A 14503-nucleotide genomic window follows, 5' to 3' on the forward strand; every position below is an offset into this window, starting at 1 on the left:
CTCGTCTTCAACGGCGACTGACGTTAGGGCGTGTATCGAAAGCCCGCTTCGAGTGAACTGTCAGTTGGCAGCAAGAACGCTGAAGAGACTCACAGCGGGGCGGCCAAGCATGCGTGTCAGCGTGCGCTGCTGGCGCTCGGTCAAGGAGGCAACAAAGATCACTGCGGCAGCGTTGGCCTGGTCACAGGCCTGAGCTACTTCACGGACTTTCCCGTGGCTCAGCAGAGTCCGCGAGGAGTAGGGCAGACCCATCTTCTGGACCCCGCCGGCCGAGACGCCTCGCCGTTGCACAATCTGCACGACGACCCGAGCGCCGCGCGCTGCCAGTTCTCTGGCTGCCGACGCCATGAGCGTTTCGAAGTCCTTCTGCTTCGCAGAGAAGTAACCCACCAGGACTACATCAGCGCCCACGGCCGTGAGTCGGAACGTCCGGCGCCGAGCCGGCTCCGAGGGCACGCGGCGAGCCAGGCGCCGGTCGCGCCTTCGAGACTGATGCATGCGCCACAGGCTAGATGCCTTGTTGCCTGCAGTGATACCGGGTTTCTCTCTGACCGGGCTTGGCGAGCAAGCTCAGAGCTGTCGTAGTCGGCCCGCACGCGGTGGGGGCGGACGCGTGGCCGGCCCGCTCCGATGCGGGGCACGCGGACCCTCTCCAGCACCGGTTCGAACTGGGGCGAGTCGCCACGCTGTCCTGCCGGATCATCCCCCACTGGAGAGGCGCGCGCAGAACGGCGTTCGGCGACTGGATGGCCGACCGGCGACGCAGCAGGGCCCCCGACAAGCACAAGAGGCAGCGGTAGACCTATCCCACGTCCGGCAGCTGCTCATCCCCGGGCGGAAGGGGCGGCACGTCCCGCTGCCGGTCCGCCCGCCGCCCGTTCTCCAGCCGCACCGTCGTCAGCCACGGCCACAGATCCGGCAACTCCTGCGCCGGACAGGCCAGCACATGCGCGACCCGGCAGCGCTGCACCCCGTCCACCGGGCACACCTCGTACAAGGCCACCTTGCCGTCCGACGTCTCGATCCACCGATGCTGCGCCGGCACCAGATGCGCCGGCGGACGCATCTCCGGCTCCAACATCACCCAATCGTGATCGACTGTCGGCACCCGCTCCTGCGGCAACCCGCAATACACGCACGTGAACAACTGCTCGCGACCAAGACGCCGCGCCCCCTCGACAGACCCCATACCGCGAGCGTGCAGGCCGACCGGACCTGACGGCACCGCACGAATCAGACGGGACCCCCGAGGCGCGACAGCGGCCACACGGCAGAGGAGGCGGATCGGTACGCCTACAGCCCCACCCGGCGCGGCAGGAGCGGCCGGACAGGCGCTGTGGACAGCGGAACGCCCCGCTGGTTTCAGGGGAGCGCCAGCCCTGTCAGGTGCTCCCACACCGGCCCATACACCCCGCCCGGAATCCACTCCGGCAGCTCGCCGAAGGGCACCCACGCCGCCTCCACGACCTCCAGCGGCGATGCCGCCCGCGCCTCACCCGAGAGCCACAGGCATGCCACGTACACCACCCGCCTGCCTGTCGCCGGATGTACACGCTCGCCGATCACCGTCAGCGGTTCGACGACGACCCCGGCCTCCTCGCGGGCTTCCCGCGCGGCAGCCTCCGACGGCGTCTCGCCCCCGTCGACTTTGCCCGCCGGGAACTGCCAGACAAGGGCGCCCTCCGGCACCCGGCGGCGAATCAGGAGGACACGGCCCTCGACGGCCACCACCGCACCCGCGATCAGCCGCTCCGACACCACAATCTCCATCTCGAGAAACGCCGTTCACCGCGCGCAACGGGCTACCGAGGACCATCATGCCGGGCATGAACCCCCCCGCAAGCCGGTCGACGGGTGTCGAGCCTTCGCCGCGGCTGGACTCCTCGACGCGGCCCGCACCAATTCCGGACCGACCCCCACCGGAGAGTCGCTTGCCGTCGACCCGGACCGGATCCGGGGCCGGCCGGGTCGAAGGGCACGGATCGGCGGTCCGGGGGCCGCTTCTCCGATGCAGCGTCCCTCTGCGGCAGCGCACGGACACCACGACGGCGAAACCGTACGGAGCGATCCGGCGCGCGACCCGTCCCGCTCCCCCTCGGTTTGGTACCTTTCAGGGGACACGAAAATCGATCGGGTGTTCGTTTACTAGGGCCTCCGAGACGTCCGCTGTCGGCAGTAGACGCTCACGTCCTCCGACGTGCCGCGTGCCACACCATCGGACCGGGTGACAGCTCATGGCAGGAACCGACCACGAAAAGGCGCTGGACACCGCGCTCGCACAGATCGAGCGGAAATTCGGCCGGGGCGCCGTCATGCGCCTCGGTGAGCGGCCCCACGAGCCCATCGAGGTGATCCCTACCGGATCCACCGCGCTGGACGTGGCGCTCGGCGTGGGCGGTCTGCCCCGCGGCCGCGTGGTGGAGGTGTACGGTCCTGAGTCCTCCGGCAAGACGACGCTGACGCTGCACGCGGTGGCGAACGCGCAGAAGGCCGGCGGCTCGGTGGCGTTCATCGACGCCGAGCACGCCCTCGACCCCGAGTACGCCAAGAAGCTCGGCGTCGACATCGACAACCTCATCCTGTCCCAGCCGGACAACGGCGAGCAGGCTCTGGAGATCGCCGATGTCCTGATCCGCTCCGGCGCGATCGACCTGATCGTGATCGACTCCGTCGCGGCCCTGGTGCCGCGCGCGGAGATCGAGGGCGAGATGGGCGACTCCCACATGGGTCTCCAGGCCCGCCTGATGAGCCAGGCCCTCCGCAAGATCACCAGCGCGCTGAGCCAGACGAAGACCACCGTGATCTTCATCAACCAGCTCCGCGAGAAGATCGGCGTGATGTTCGGCTCGCCGGAGACCACGACCGGTGGCCGGGCCCTGAAGTTCTACGCGTCGGTGCGGCTCGACATCCGCCGCATCGAGACCCTGAAGGACGGCACCGACGCGGTCGGCAACCGCACCCGCGTCAAGGTCGTCAAGAACAAGGTCGCGCCGCCCTTCAAGCAGGCCGAGTTCGACATCCTCTACGGCCAGGGCATCTCCCGCGAAGGTGGCCTGATCGACATGGGCGTCGACCACGGCTTCGTCCGCAAGGCCGGTGCCTGGTACACGTACGAGGGCGACCAGCTCGGCCAGGGCAAGGAGAACGCGCGCAACTCCCTCAAGGACAACCCCGACCTGGCCGACGAGATCGAGAAGAAGATCCTCGACAAGCTCGGGATCGGAGTACCGGCGAAGGCCGCGGTCACCGAGGACCCGGGAGCCGTCCCGGTCCCTGATGCCGCACGGAGCTCGGCGGGAAACACCTCCTGACCGGCGGGCGCGGCCGGGGCGGAGCCAGGCTTCCGGCTTCGTGTGGCGCATCCCGCACACAACACGGCGCCCAACCCCCCGGCCGGGCCGGGCCGTCCCGTCCCGGAGGCTCAGCAGGCGTTCGCGGTGAAGGCGATCGGGGCCAGATCGCTCTTGCCGCCCGCGGCCGCGCGCGCCAGGAGCGCCCGGGCGTCGTCGCCGAAGGGGGTGCTGTACTCCACGTCCGGCGCACAGCCGCCCTGTTCGAGGCCGCCGATCACCCCGACCAGCCGGTCGTTCTGCACCCAGGGACCGCCGCTGGTCCCGTTGCCGAAGCCGGTGCAGTGGATGGCCGGGTAGTCGTCGACCTGTTCGAGCGGGGCGGTACAGGTGAGCGGGCGGCCGCGGCTGCCCATCGGATAGCCGCCGACCGTGACCGGCTCCTGCGCGCGCGGCGTGCCGAGCGGTACGCCCGGCACCACGTCCTCGATCTTCTTGCCGCCGCGCGGCGCGACCCGGAGGAAGGCGACGTCGTGGCGCGGGTCGAAGGACTTCTTCCAGGCGGGATCGACGTAGATGCCGGTCACCGGCCAGACGCCGCCGGGGAGTTCACTGTCATGCAGCAGGGGCGCGAACTCGATGGTCGCCCCATTGCCGAAGACGCAGTGGGCCGCTGTCACCAGGAGGTCGCGCGCCGGCGAGTCGACCACGCCCGCCGAGCAGAAGTGCGGTCCGCCGAGCCGGGGAACCGCACCCAGGACACTCGGGTAGAAGAGGGCCCCGGTCGCCGGCACCGTCTCCACCGAGTGCGCCGAGGGCACTTCGGGACCGTCGGCATGTGCCGCGGGCTGGAGTACCGCGAGGCCGAGACAGAGTCCGGCGAGAACTGCGGGGATCCGACGCATCGTCGGATGCTAATGAGGATCGTGCGATTACGTAAGAGCGGCGTCGCGGGAATCGGCCGGAGCCCCGGGGCCGGTTGCGGGCGTCCTACGAGCCGTGTGACCCCCGAGCCGGGCGCCGCCGCCCCGCGCCCCGCGGAGCAGGAGCGGGAGCAGGAGCAGGAGCGGGAGCGGGAGCGGGACCCGTCGCCCCGATCGAATACTCGTACGCGCGCACCCGTCGCCCGGCGACGTACAGCAGCGCCACGCCGGCAACCGCGAGGACGACATGGCCGACCAGGTTGACGGTGCCGTCGGAGCCGACGTCGGGGGTCTGCCCGAAGCCGATCCACGTGTACGTGAGCGTGGCCCCGGCGGCGAGTGCGAACACCTGCGGCGGGCCCCAGCCGGGCCCGCGCGACCAGGAGATCCCGACGGCCAGAGCGACGACGGCGACGGCGAGCGACGCCGCCACACCCCACCAGCTCGCCTGAAGCACCAGCCAGAACCCGCTGGTCACGACGAACGCCGCCGCGCCCGCGAGCAGCGGGCGGGGCGCACCGCGGGCGGCCCGGCCGGGCGCCGGACGCCGGATCCGGAACGCGGCGGCCACGAGCAGGACCACCACCACGGCCGTGCCGGCCAGACGCGGCCAGGGGGCCATGAAGTGGGAGTCGTCGTAGCTGCCCCAGCCGACGATCACGGCCCCGAGGGCGAAGAGCACCGCGGTGACGGTGAGACCGGTGCGGCCCAGCCACGGCTCTCGCGCCCGGCCCGGTACCAGCGCCTCCATGAGTGCGATCGGCACGGTCACGCTCCACACCGCGTGCACGGCCAGTACCGAGAGCAGTCCGTACGCACCGACGCCGAGGAACGGCAGATGCGTCACCGAGACCATGTCGTAGTTGCCGGAGTAGTCCGCGTTGAACAGCATCTGGTCCAGGAGCCCCTCCTCCACCAGCGCGTACGCCGCGCCCAGCAGGAGGATCGAACACCACCCCCGCCCGGCGCGCCGGACGGTCTCGCGGATCAGCAGGGCGCCGCCCCCGTACAGCAACGCCACGATCGGTAGCTGCCCCAGCATGTCGCTCGACGTCGCGCCGAGCAGCAACTCTCCGACGACCGGAGAGAGGAGGAACAGCCCCACGGCGGGCGATGCGTGTCTCATACCGTCCGACGCTACGGACGAGGTCACCGGCGGGCATCCGCCGACCGGCCAGGAGCGGCGCACCCAAAGGCTGGAGTGGTACGCCCAAAGGTTGGAGTGGCGCACCCAAAGACTGGAGTCGCGCGCCCAGGGGCGGGAGCGGCGCGCCCAAAGGCGGGAGCGGCGCACCCAAAAGCTTCCGTGGCGTGACCGAAGTCGAGGCCGGGGCGCACGAAGGGCGTTCTCACCTCTGTACGAGGAGGGGTGCCTGGGGATAACGTCGCCCCGACCAGCGGGAATGAATCGTTTCACCCAGCGCTTCGGCCCCTGGCCACCCCTTGCCGACACCGCCGAAGAGTGAGCCGCCATGACATCGAGCCACCCGTACGCGAACGTCCCCGAGACCGGTCCCGCCCGGCGCACCGTCCTCGCCGCCGGATCGGCGGCCGTGGCGCTGTCCGCGGCCGGACTCGCCGGCGCGGACCCCGCGTCCGCGACGACGACGGCCGGGCCCGCCGCCCCTTCGCACCCCGCCGCCGCACCGCCGCGTGCCGGAACCGGCTGGCAGCGGTACGTCCAGGCGCCGGCCTCCCGCACCGTGCGCCCGGTCCGCACCCTCGCCTCCACCGGTGACGTCTCCCGGCCCGAGGCGCTGCTGAAGCCGGGCGGTCCCGTGACGGTCCTGCGCAGGCCGGAGCCCGATCCCGCTCCCCGCTGGCCCGAGGGAACGACGGCCGAGGCGTCCTCCACCCACCCCGGCAACAACGGGAGCGACGGGCGGCCCCGCACGTACGACGCCTCCCACGCCGTGGACGGGGACCCGGACACGTTCTGGAACGACGACACGCAGGGCGCCTTTCCCGACACCCTCACCGTGACGCTGCCCGCCGCGCGGGAGCTGACCGGCATCACCGTCGTCTCCCACCGCGACGGCGTACCGACCGACTTCACGGTCGACGTGTGGCACGACGGTGCGTGGCAGCGGGCCGCCGCGCGCTCCGACAACGATGTCATCCAGTGTGCGGTGCCGTTCGCCGTCCCGCTCCTGGCCTCCAGGGTCCGCATCACGGTGACGGGGGTGGAGGACACCCCGAGCGGCGCGTTCACCCGTATCAACGAAGTGTGGCCGGAGGCGGTCGAAGCCGTCGAACCGCCCAGTGTCACCGTCGACTTCGGCAAGGTCGTCGTCGGCCATCCGCGCATCCGGTTCGCCGGCGCCTCGGACAACTCCCCCGGTGTGCGCGTCGCGTTCTCCGAGACCAGGCAGTTCCTCACCGACCGCAGCGACTTCACCCGCAACGACCAGGCGGGCGGGGCGAGTCGGGGCACGGACCAGTTCGCGGTGCCCGCGCGCGGCGCCGACTGGCTGGACCACAAGGGTTTCCAGGCCGGGGAGAAGGTCTTCGCGGACGGGCTGCACGGCTTCCGCTATCTCAAGATCACGCTGGACGCGCTGGCGTCGGACGCGCCGGCCGCCCGGCCCTGGGGCACGGTCGAAGTGGACTGCGTGAGCCTGGAGTTCACCGCCTACCTCGGCACACCGAGCACCTACCGCGGCTGGTTCCTCTGCTCCGACGACGACCTCAACCGCTACTGGTACGGCGCCTCGTACACCAATGAGCTCGTCACCGACACCTTCCGCCGCGACGACGTCGACCCACGCGACGCCTGGAGCGCCTCACTGGAGGGGCGGCTGGTCCTGCACGACGGCCCGAAGCGCGACCGCGACCCCTACGTCGGCGACCTCGCGGTGTCGGCGCGCACCCTCTACCTCACGCACGACGACGCGGCGGCCGCCTCCCGCAACGTCCTCGCCGACCTGGCCGAGCACCAGCGCGCCGACGGCTGGATACCACCGGCCTCGATCAACCGGTACACGCTTCCGCTGTTCGACTATCCGCTGTGGTGGGTGACGTGCAGCTGGGACTACGTGCTCTACACAGGCGACCGCGCCTACGCCACGCGCTACTACCCGAACCTGGTGAAGGTGCTCGACACCTGGTACCCGAGCGTCACGGACGACGCGGGGCTGCTGAGCAAGGGCCTGAACGGCACGGGCGGGTACGGGGACTACGCCTTCCTGAACCGCACCGGGCGCATCACGTACTACAACGTCAACTACGTCCAGGCGCTCCGGGACGCCGCCCGCCTCGCGCGCTGGCTGGGGCACGCGGACGACGCGGAGCGCTGGGAGAAGCGGGCCGGACAGGTCGCCGACGCGGTCGACACGCATCTGTGGGACGCGAAGGCGGGCGCCTACCTGGACTCCTCGACGGGTCCGGTACGCCACGCCCAGGACGGCAACGCGATCGCCGTGACCGCACAGGTCGCCGGCGCCGAACGGGCCGCATCGGCCCTCGCCCACCTCGACGCCACCACGCGACAGCCGTACGGCAATGCCTTCATGGACAACGACACGATCTTCGACGGTGCCTCGCAGCGGGTGTACGCCTTCACGTCGTACCCGGAGATCGTCGCCCGCTTCGAGACGGGGCGAGCCGACTCCGCACTGGACCAGATCCGGCGCACCTACGGCTGGATGGACCGCCACGATCCCGGCATCACGCACTGGGAGGGCATCGGCCCGGGCGGCTCGCTGTACGAGGACGCGTACACGAGCATGGCGCACGGCTGGTCGACCGGCGTGCTGCCCGCGCTCACCCATCAGCTCCTCGGCGCCCTCCCCCTCTCCCCCGGTTACGCCACCTGGCAGGTGCGGCCGAACCCCGGTGACGTGGAGTGGGCCCAGGGACAACTGCCCACGCCGCACGGCCCGTTGGGTGTGGAGTGGCGCGCCTCGGGCTCCGGTTTCTCGCTGACGGTGCGGGTGCCCGGCGGGACGCGGGGGTCGGTGGCCCTGCCCGGTGCGCCCGGGCGGCTGGTCGTGCGGCAGGGCCGGCGCGTGCTGTGGGACGGGCGGCGTGCGACCTCCCGCACCGTGCGGATCGAGGCCGGACGGGCCACCGTGACCTCCCTCGGCGAGGGGACCCACACCTTCACGGCCGTACCGATCGGCTGATTGCGGCGGCCGGGGCCGGGCTCCTTGTCCCGTACCGCCCGAAGCGGCTCGGGTCCTTCCGGGGCTCGGCCGCCGGTCCGCCGCACGGCCTGGCGCGCGGCGGTGCCGCGAGGGCCGTCCTCGGCCGGTGGCCGCGTGCGCCGGTCAACCGCGGCGCAGCACCGCTCGGGTCTCCCGGTCGATCTGCTCCGCCTCTCCGGTGGGTACGACGAGGACCGGGACCCGGGCGCCCGGTTCGCTGACGATCTCGGGGCGTTCGGCGACCACCGGCCGGAGGCCGCCCGTGAGGCCCAGTGCGGGCAGCCGGGCGCATACCTCCTCGCGTACCTCGGGCTGGTCCTCGCCGATCTCCCCGGTGAAGACCAGGGCGTCGACGCGGTCCAGGGACGCGGCCATCGCGGCGATGCCGCTCCGGCAGCGGTGGGTGAAGACGTCCAGGGCGAGTGCGGCCCGCTCGTCCCCCGCCGCCCGGCTGCGGACGAGCTCACGGGTGTCGTCCGAGGTGCCGGAGAGGGCGAGCAGTCCGGACCGGTGGTTCAGCGCGTCCTCGATGTCGTGGGCCGTCAGGGCGTGCCGGGTCTGCAGCCACGTCAGGGCGCCCGGGTCGACGGTGCCGCTGCGGTGGCTCATCACCAGCCCCTCCAGCGGTGTGAACCCCATCGTCGTGTCGACGCTGCGCCCGTCCCGCACGGCGCAGGCGGAGCAGCCGCCGCCGAGGTGCGCGATCACCAGGTGGAGCTCTCCGGGGCCGCGGCCGAGGAGTCCGGCGGCCCGGTCCAGCGCCCACGCGTAGGAGAGTCCGTGGAAGCCGTAGCGGCGCAGCCCGTACTCCTCGCGCCACGCGGCGGGCACCGCGTACTCCCGTGCGGCGGCGGGCAGTTCGCTGTGGAAGACGGTGTCGAAGCAGGCGACGTGCGGGATGTCGGGCAGCAGCTCCCTGGCCGCGTCCAGAACGGTGAGGGCCGGCGGGACGTGCAACGGCGCGAGGCCGGCCGCCTCGTCCAGCAGGGCCCGGACCTTGTCGTCGACCCGGGCGTGGCCGCGCAGTTCGGGTCCGCCGTGGACGATGCGGTGCCCGACGGCCACCGGAGCGGGCGCCTCGTCCAGCAGCCGCCGCAGCGGAGTCGAGGAGTCCTCTCCGGGCGGAGCGTCGCTGCGGTGCTCGGCGAGGGTCTCCCCGTCGTCACCGAACACGGTCAGACGCAGACTCGACGACCCGGCGTCGGCCACCAGGACCGGGCCGTTGCTCTGTGCGCGCACATTGATCCTTCCTGCGGGTCCGGTAAGCACACCGCGCCGGGCGTCACGTCGTGGGCGGGGCGCGGGTGCCGCCGCACCGGAGTACCCGGTGCGGCCGCGCGGGAAACGAACGGCCCGGCGCGGGATCCGCGGGCGGCGCTAGTGGTCGGGCACCGCGCTGTCGGCGGGGGCGTCGCCGCGGCCGTAGTGGTGCGTGCCGACCATGTACAGGAGGCCCACGGCGACCACGACGCCGCCGCTGAGGAGCACGATCCAGTTGTCGAACCAGGCGGCTTCGGGGGTGCGGGGCCAGGCGATGTTGACGATGGCGAAGATCCCGTAGGCCAGCGCCCCCGCGTTGACCAGCAGGCCCCACCGGCCGAGGCGGTACTCGCCGCTCGGCCGCCAGCCCTTGAGGCGGGCTCGCAGGGCGGCCAGGACGACCATCTGGAAGGCCGTGTAGATGCCGAGGATCGCGAAGGAGACGATCTTGGTGAGGGCGTCCGCCGAGATCAGGGAGCCGAAGGCGATCAGGGTCGGGACGACGGCGGCGACCAGCAGCGCGTACTGGGGCACCGCGCGCGACGGCGAGAACTTCCGCAGCAGCCGGTGACCGATGATCATTTCGTCGCGGGCGTAGGAGTAGATGAGCCGGCCCGCGGCGGCCTGCAGACTGATCGTGCAGGACAGGAAGGAGATGAGGACGACGGCCATGACGATGCGCGCGCCGGCCTCGCCCAGTGCGTCGAAGAGGATCCTGACGACCGGGTCGGGGTCCTTGCCGGAGATCACGGCCCGATAGTCGGTGACGGCGAGGAGCAGCGTGAGACAGGTGAAGGTGGCCGCCGCCCCGCCGACGTAGATGGTGCGGCGCATCGCCTTGGGGATCACCTTGCCGGGGTGCTTCACCTCCTCGGCGACGTCCCCGCAGGCCTCGAACCCGTAGTACTGGTAGAAGCCGATGATGGCGGCGCCGAGGAAGACGGGCAGGTAGGAGCCGTCGCCGGCGGTGCCGAAGTCGTCGAAGAGGACGCCGAGGCCGTGGAAGCGGTGGGTGAGGAGCAGGATGACGCCGACGACGAGGGCGCCGATCAGCTCCGCGCCGAAGCCGATCAGCGCGGCCCACGAAAGGGCCTTCGTACCGGCGTAGTTGATGAGCACGGCGATGACGATGAGGGCGACCGTGCACAACACGGTGGTGTGCACGGTGGGGCGAAAGCCCAGCAGCATGGCGATGTAGGGTCCGGCGCCGTACGCGACGCTGGTGATGGTCACGAGCAGCGCCCACATGTAGATCCAGCCGGTCATCCACGCCCAGCGCTTGCCCCACAGCCGCCGCGCCCACGGGTAGACGCCGCCCGCGACCGGGTACTGCGCGACGACCTCGCCGAAGACCAGGGCGACGAGGAACTGCCCGCAGCCCGCCATGACGAACGCCCAGATCATCGGGGGGCCGCCCGAGGCGAGGGCGGTACCGAAGAGGGTGTAGGTGCTGACAACCGGCGAGAGGTAGGTGAAGCCGAGGGCGAAGTTGGCCCAGGGGCCCATGTCCTTGCGGAACTCGGAGTCGGCCTCCGCGGTGCCGTCCGGGGTCGCGGGAACGGTCATCGGAGCTGCCCGTCCGTCGTGGGGGGCCGCGGGGCCGGCCGGGCGGTGATGAGATCCGCCGCGCGTTCGGCGGCGAGCAGGACGGTGACCATGGGGTTGATGGACGGCATGGTCGGGAAGATCGAGGCGTCCACGATGCGCAGACCGTCGTGTCCGCGCAGGCGCAGCTCGGGATCGACGACCGCCATGGGGTCGTCCTCCGCTCCCATCCGGCAGGTGCCCGCCGGATGGTAGACGGTGTGGGCGGCGCGGCGTCCGTACTCGGACAGGTCGGCGTCGGAGGTCACGTCCGGGCCGGGCGCGACCTCGCGCAGCAGCCACTCGTCGAGCGGGGCGGTCGCGGCCACTTCCCGCGCGATCCGCAGGCCGTCGACGATCGTGCGCTCGTCATGGCCCTCCGGGTCGGTGAAGTAGCGGAAGTCCAGGGCCGGTTTGACGGACGGGTCGGCGCTCCGCAGCCACATGCGCCCGACGGAACGGGCGCGCGGCACGTTCGGGGTCATACAGACGCCGTGCTCGGGGACGGGGTAGCCGAGGCGCTCGGTGTTGACGGTGAACGGCACCTGGTAGAAGTGGAACATCAGGTCGGGGCGCGGGCCGCCCGCGCTGTCGCGGCGGACGAAGAGGCCCGCGTCGGAGTCCATCGCCGAGTTGGGCGGCAGCGGGCCGCGGGTCTCCCACACGATCACCGACTCGGGGTGGTCGAGGAGGTTCTCGCCGATGCCGGGCAGGTCCGCGCGGACCTCGATGCCCAGGTCGCGCAGTTGGCCGGCGGGGCCGATGCCGGAGAGCATGAGCAGCCGCGGGGTGTCGATGGCGCCGGCGCAGAGCAGCACCTCCGCGTCGGCCTCCAGCGTCGACAGGGAGCCGTCGGGGTTGCGGACCTGGACGCGGGTGAAGCGGCCCTCGCTGTCGGGCAACAGCTTGTAGGCCCACGTCTCCAGACGCAGCGTCAGGTTGGGCCGGTCGAGCACGGGATGCAGGTACGCGACCGAGGCGGAGGAGCGGTTGTTCGTGGCGGGGTCGTAGGCGAGGGAGAAGAAGCCGGCGCCGTCGGTGAAGGGGCGGGCGTTGAAGTCCTCGACGACGGGGACGCCGAGCCGGGTGGCCGCGGCCGTGACGAAGTCCTGGGCGATGGCGTTGCGGTCGGCGGCGCCCACCGGCACGATCGTGTTCTGCAGCCGCGCCCGGTACGGCAGGATCGTCTCCGGTCCCCAGCCGGCGCAGCCCCGCTCCACCCACTCGTCGAGGTCCTGCGGGAACGGCAGGAAGCTGATGAGCGTGTTGTGCGAGGAGCAGCCGCCGAGGACGCGGGCCCGGGAGTGCAGGATGTGCGAGTTGCCGCGCGGCTGCTCCTCGGTGGTGTAGCCGTAGTCGAACTCGGAGCCGAGCAGGTTGATCCAGTTGCGGAGCTTCAGGATGCGGTCGTCGCCGACATCGCTGGGGCCGCCCTCCACCACGCAGACCCGGCAGGCGGGGTCCTCGCTCAGCCGTGCCGCCAGTACGGATCCGGCGGTCCCGCCGCCGATGATCACGTAGTCGTACGTCGTCGTCTCGTCGTCCATGCCTCGCCCGTTCTCTCGCCGTGCCCCGTTCGGAACCTGTGTCAGCCCTTGAACCAGCCGGAGGGGGCCGGCCGCAGGTTCTGGTAGATGTGCTTGGCCTCCTGGTACTCGCGCAGGCCGGTGGGGCCGAGCTCGCGGCCGAACCCGGAGCGGCCGAAGCCGCCCCATTCGGCCTGGGGCACGTAGGGGTGGAAGTCGTTGATCCAGACGGTGCCGTGGCGCAGTCCGGCCGCGACGCGCTGGGCGCGGCTCGCGTCGCTGGTCCAGACGCCGCCGGCCAGGCCGTAGCGGGTGTCGTTGGCCAGATCCACGGCCTGCTCCTCGTCCCCGTCGCGGAAACGTTCGACGGTGACCACCGGCCCGAACACCTCTTCCCGCACGATGCGCATGGAGCGGTCGCAGTCGGCGTAGACCGTGGGCAGCAGGAAGAAGCCGCGGGAGAGCTCGGGCTCGTCCGGCCGGCGCCCGCCGCACACCAGGCGGGCACCCTCCTCCCGGGCGACCTCCAGGTACCCCTCGACCTTCGCCCGGTGCTCGGCCGAGCTGAGCGGGCCGCTCTCCGTCGCCGGGTCGAGGCCGTTGCCGAGCCGGATGGTCCGGGCGCGGGCGGCCAGCCGTTCCACGAACCGGTCGTGCAGGGAGTCCTCGACGAGCAGCCGGGAGCCGGCCGAGCACACCTGGCCCGAGTGGAGGAACGAGGCTTCGAGGGCGTGGTCGACGGCGGCGTCGAAGTCGCAGTCGGCGAAGACGACGTTGGGGTTCTTTCCGCCGAGCTCCAGCGCCAGGTTCTTCACACCCGGCGCGCACGCCTCCATGATCCGCCGCCCGGTGGCCAGGCCGCCGGTGAAGGAGACCAGGTCGACATCGGGGTGGGCCGACATGGCCGCGCCGACGGTGGCGCCGGGGCCGAGCACGAGGTTGGCGACCCCGGCGGGCGCGCCCGCCTCCGCGATCAGCCGGATCATGTGGATCGTGGAGAGCGGGGTCGTCTCACTGGGTTTGAGTACGAACGTGTTGCCCGCGGCCAGCGCGGGCGCGACCTTCCATGAGGCTTGCAGCAGGGGGTAGTTCCAGGGTGCGATGAGCGCGCAGACCCCGACGGGGTGGTAGGTGACCCGGCTCAGCACGTCGGGGCCGACGTCCACGACCCGGCCGCCGTCCTTGTCGGCGATCTCGGCGAAGTAGCGGAAGGCGTTCGAGACGTCCTCGATGTCGATACGCGCCTCGGCGAGCGTCTTGCCGGTGTCGAGGCTCTCGATGCGGGCCATCTCCTCCTGGTCCCGCAGCAGCAAGCGGGCCACCGTGTGCAGGACGTCGGCGCGCTCGCGGGTCGGTGCCCCCGGCCACGCGCCGCGGTCGAAGGCCCGGCGCGCGGCGGCCACGGCAAGGTCCACGTCGGCCGCGTCCGCGTCGTCGACCTGCTGGATGACGGAGGCGTCGAACGGGTTGACCACGTCCCGCCGCGCACCCTGGACGGCACCGGTCCACTCCCCGTCGACGAACAGTTCCGGCATCGTGGGCTCCCTCGCTCGCGTACCTGCCGGCGCCGAGGTGACCCACCGGCGGCCGCACACCGGTCTCCAACATCGTCCGATCGGCGCGCCGCGGGCATGCGGCGCACCGGCCGGACAGACGTTGGGCGGAGATGTGACCTGGTTGGGCTAGGTGTATTGCCCTGTGAGGTTGGGGACGCGGCTGGCGGGTGGTTTGCCTGCGAGTGCGGTGTGTCCGCGGTGGTGATTGTAGGTGTGGAG

At 71.8% G+C, this 14503-nt stretch carries 11 protein-coding genes; 2 read left to right on the forward strand and 9 right to left on the reverse strand.

Going from position 1 to position 14503, the window contains the following annotated elements; all coding sequences use genetic code 11:
• Positions 1-60: 60 nt before the first annotated feature.
• The 3 genes from ACZ45E_RS38305 to ACZ45E_RS38315 form a co-directional block, all read right to left on the reverse strand.
• On the reverse strand, positions 61-411 hold the full coding sequence (locus tag ACZ45E_RS38305; RefSeq protein WP_468230709.1) for an HflX-like GTP-binding protein: 351 nt from the start codon (positions 409-411) through the stop codon (positions 61-63).
• Between the two features lie 391 nt (positions 412-802).
• Positions 803-1189 carry a DUF6083 domain-containing protein gene (locus ACZ45E_RS38310; RefSeq protein WP_468230712.1) on the reverse strand — a complete coding sequence of 129 codons (387 nt, stop codon included), beginning with the start codon at positions 1187-1189 and terminating at the stop codon, positions 803-805.
• Between the two features lie 173 nt (positions 1190-1362).
• On the reverse strand, positions 1363-1770 hold the full coding sequence (locus ACZ45E_RS38315; protein WP_468230716.1) for an NUDIX hydrolase: 408 nt from the start codon (positions 1768-1770) through the stop codon (positions 1363-1365).
• Between the two features lie 464 nt (positions 1771-2234).
• On the opposite strand from ACZ45E_RS38315, the gene recA reads away from it, so the two are divergent.
• Positions 2235-3311: a recombinase RecA gene (gene recA, locus ACZ45E_RS38320; protein WP_468230718.1), complete on the forward strand. Its 1077-nt coding sequence runs from the start codon at positions 2235-2237 to the stop codon at positions 3309-3311.
• Between the two features lie 110 nt (positions 3312-3421).
• Here recA and ACZ45E_RS38325 read toward each other — a convergent pair whose 3' ends face one another.
• Positions 3422-4195, reverse strand: coding sequence for a trypsin-like serine peptidase (locus ACZ45E_RS38325; protein WP_468230721.1), 774 nt, complete (start codon positions 4193-4195; stop codon positions 3422-3424).
• A gap of 85 nt (positions 4196-4280) precedes the next feature.
• Entirely contained in the window at positions 4281-5339 is a 1059-nt protein-coding gene (locus ACZ45E_RS38330; RefSeq protein WP_468230723.1) for a DUF998 domain-containing protein, read from the reverse strand.
• A 346-nt stretch (positions 5340-5685) separates the two neighbouring features.
• On the opposite strand from ACZ45E_RS38330, the gene ACZ45E_RS38335 reads away from it, so the two are divergent.
• Positions 5686-8337 (forward strand): alpha-L-rhamnosidase-related protein, encoded by a 2652-nt coding sequence (locus ACZ45E_RS38335; RefSeq protein ID WP_468230725.1) that lies wholly within the window; start codon positions 5686-5688, stop codon positions 8335-8337.
• A 144-nt stretch (positions 8338-8481) separates the two neighbouring features.
• Here the strand turns inward: ACZ45E_RS38335 and ACZ45E_RS38340 are convergent, their stop codons facing one another.
• The 4 genes from ACZ45E_RS38340 to ACZ45E_RS38355 form a co-directional block, all read right to left on the reverse strand.
• On the reverse strand, positions 8482-9597 hold the full coding sequence (locus tag ACZ45E_RS38340; RefSeq protein ID WP_468230727.1) for an acetate/propionate family kinase: 1116 nt from the start codon (positions 9595-9597) through the stop codon (positions 8482-8484).
• A gap of 138 nt (positions 9598-9735) precedes the next feature.
• Entirely contained in the window at positions 9736-11184 is a 1449-nt protein-coding gene (locus tag ACZ45E_RS38345) for an APC family permease (RefSeq protein WP_468230729.1), read from the reverse strand.
• A complete protein-coding gene (locus ACZ45E_RS38350; RefSeq protein WP_468230731.1) occupies positions 11181-12749 on the reverse strand; it encodes a GMC family oxidoreductase in 1569 nt (522 codons plus the stop codon). Before ACZ45E_RS38350 ends, ACZ45E_RS38345 begins: the two co-directional genes overlap by 4 nt.
• A gap of 41 nt (positions 12750-12790) precedes the next feature.
• Positions 12791-14263 carry an aldehyde dehydrogenase family protein gene (locus ACZ45E_RS38355; RefSeq protein WP_468230734.1) on the reverse strand — a complete coding sequence of 491 codons (1473 nt, stop codon included), beginning with the start codon at positions 14261-14263 and terminating at the stop codon, positions 12791-12793.
• Positions 14264-14503: the final 240 nt, after the last annotated feature.

Source organism: Streptomyces sp. NPDC030991 (genome assembly GCF_055571235.1).

Bases quoted from the DNA above. Each gene is read 5' to 3' on its own strand.
- ACZ45E_RS38315 (WP_468230716.1), bottom strand. From the start codon at position 1,770: ATGGAGATTGTGGTGTCGGAGCGGCTGATCGCGGGTGCGGTGGTGGCC.
- ACZ45E_RS38330 (WP_468230723.1), bottom strand. From the start codon at position 5,339: ATGAGACACGCATCGCCCGCCGTGGGGCTGTTCCTCCTCTCTCCGGTC.
- ACZ45E_RS38335 (WP_468230725.1), top strand. From the start codon at position 5,686: ATGACATCGAGCCACCCGTACGCGAACGTCCCCGAGACCGGTCCCGCC.
- ACZ45E_RS38310 (WP_468230712.1), bottom strand. From the start codon at position 1,189: ATGGGGTCTGTCGAGGGGGCGCGGCGTCTTGGTCGCGAGCAGTTGTTC.
- ACZ45E_RS38325 (WP_468230721.1), bottom strand. From the start codon at position 4,195: ATGCGTCGGATCCCCGCAGTTCTCGCCGGACTCTGTCTCGGCCTCGCG.
- ACZ45E_RS38345 (WP_468230729.1), bottom strand. From the start codon at position 11,184: ATGACCGTTCCCGCGACCCCGGACGGCACCGCGGAGGCCGACTCCGAG.
- ACZ45E_RS38350 (WP_468230731.1), bottom strand. From the start codon at position 12,749: ATGGACGACGAGACGACGACGTACGACTACGTGATCATCGGCGGCGGG.
- recA (WP_468230718.1), top strand. From the start codon at position 2,235: ATGGCAGGAACCGACCACGAAAAGGCGCTGGACACCGCGCTCGCACAG.
- ACZ45E_RS38355 (WP_468230734.1), bottom strand. From the start codon at position 14,263: ATGCCGGAACTGTTCGTCGACGGGGAGTGGACCGGTGCCGTCCAGGGT.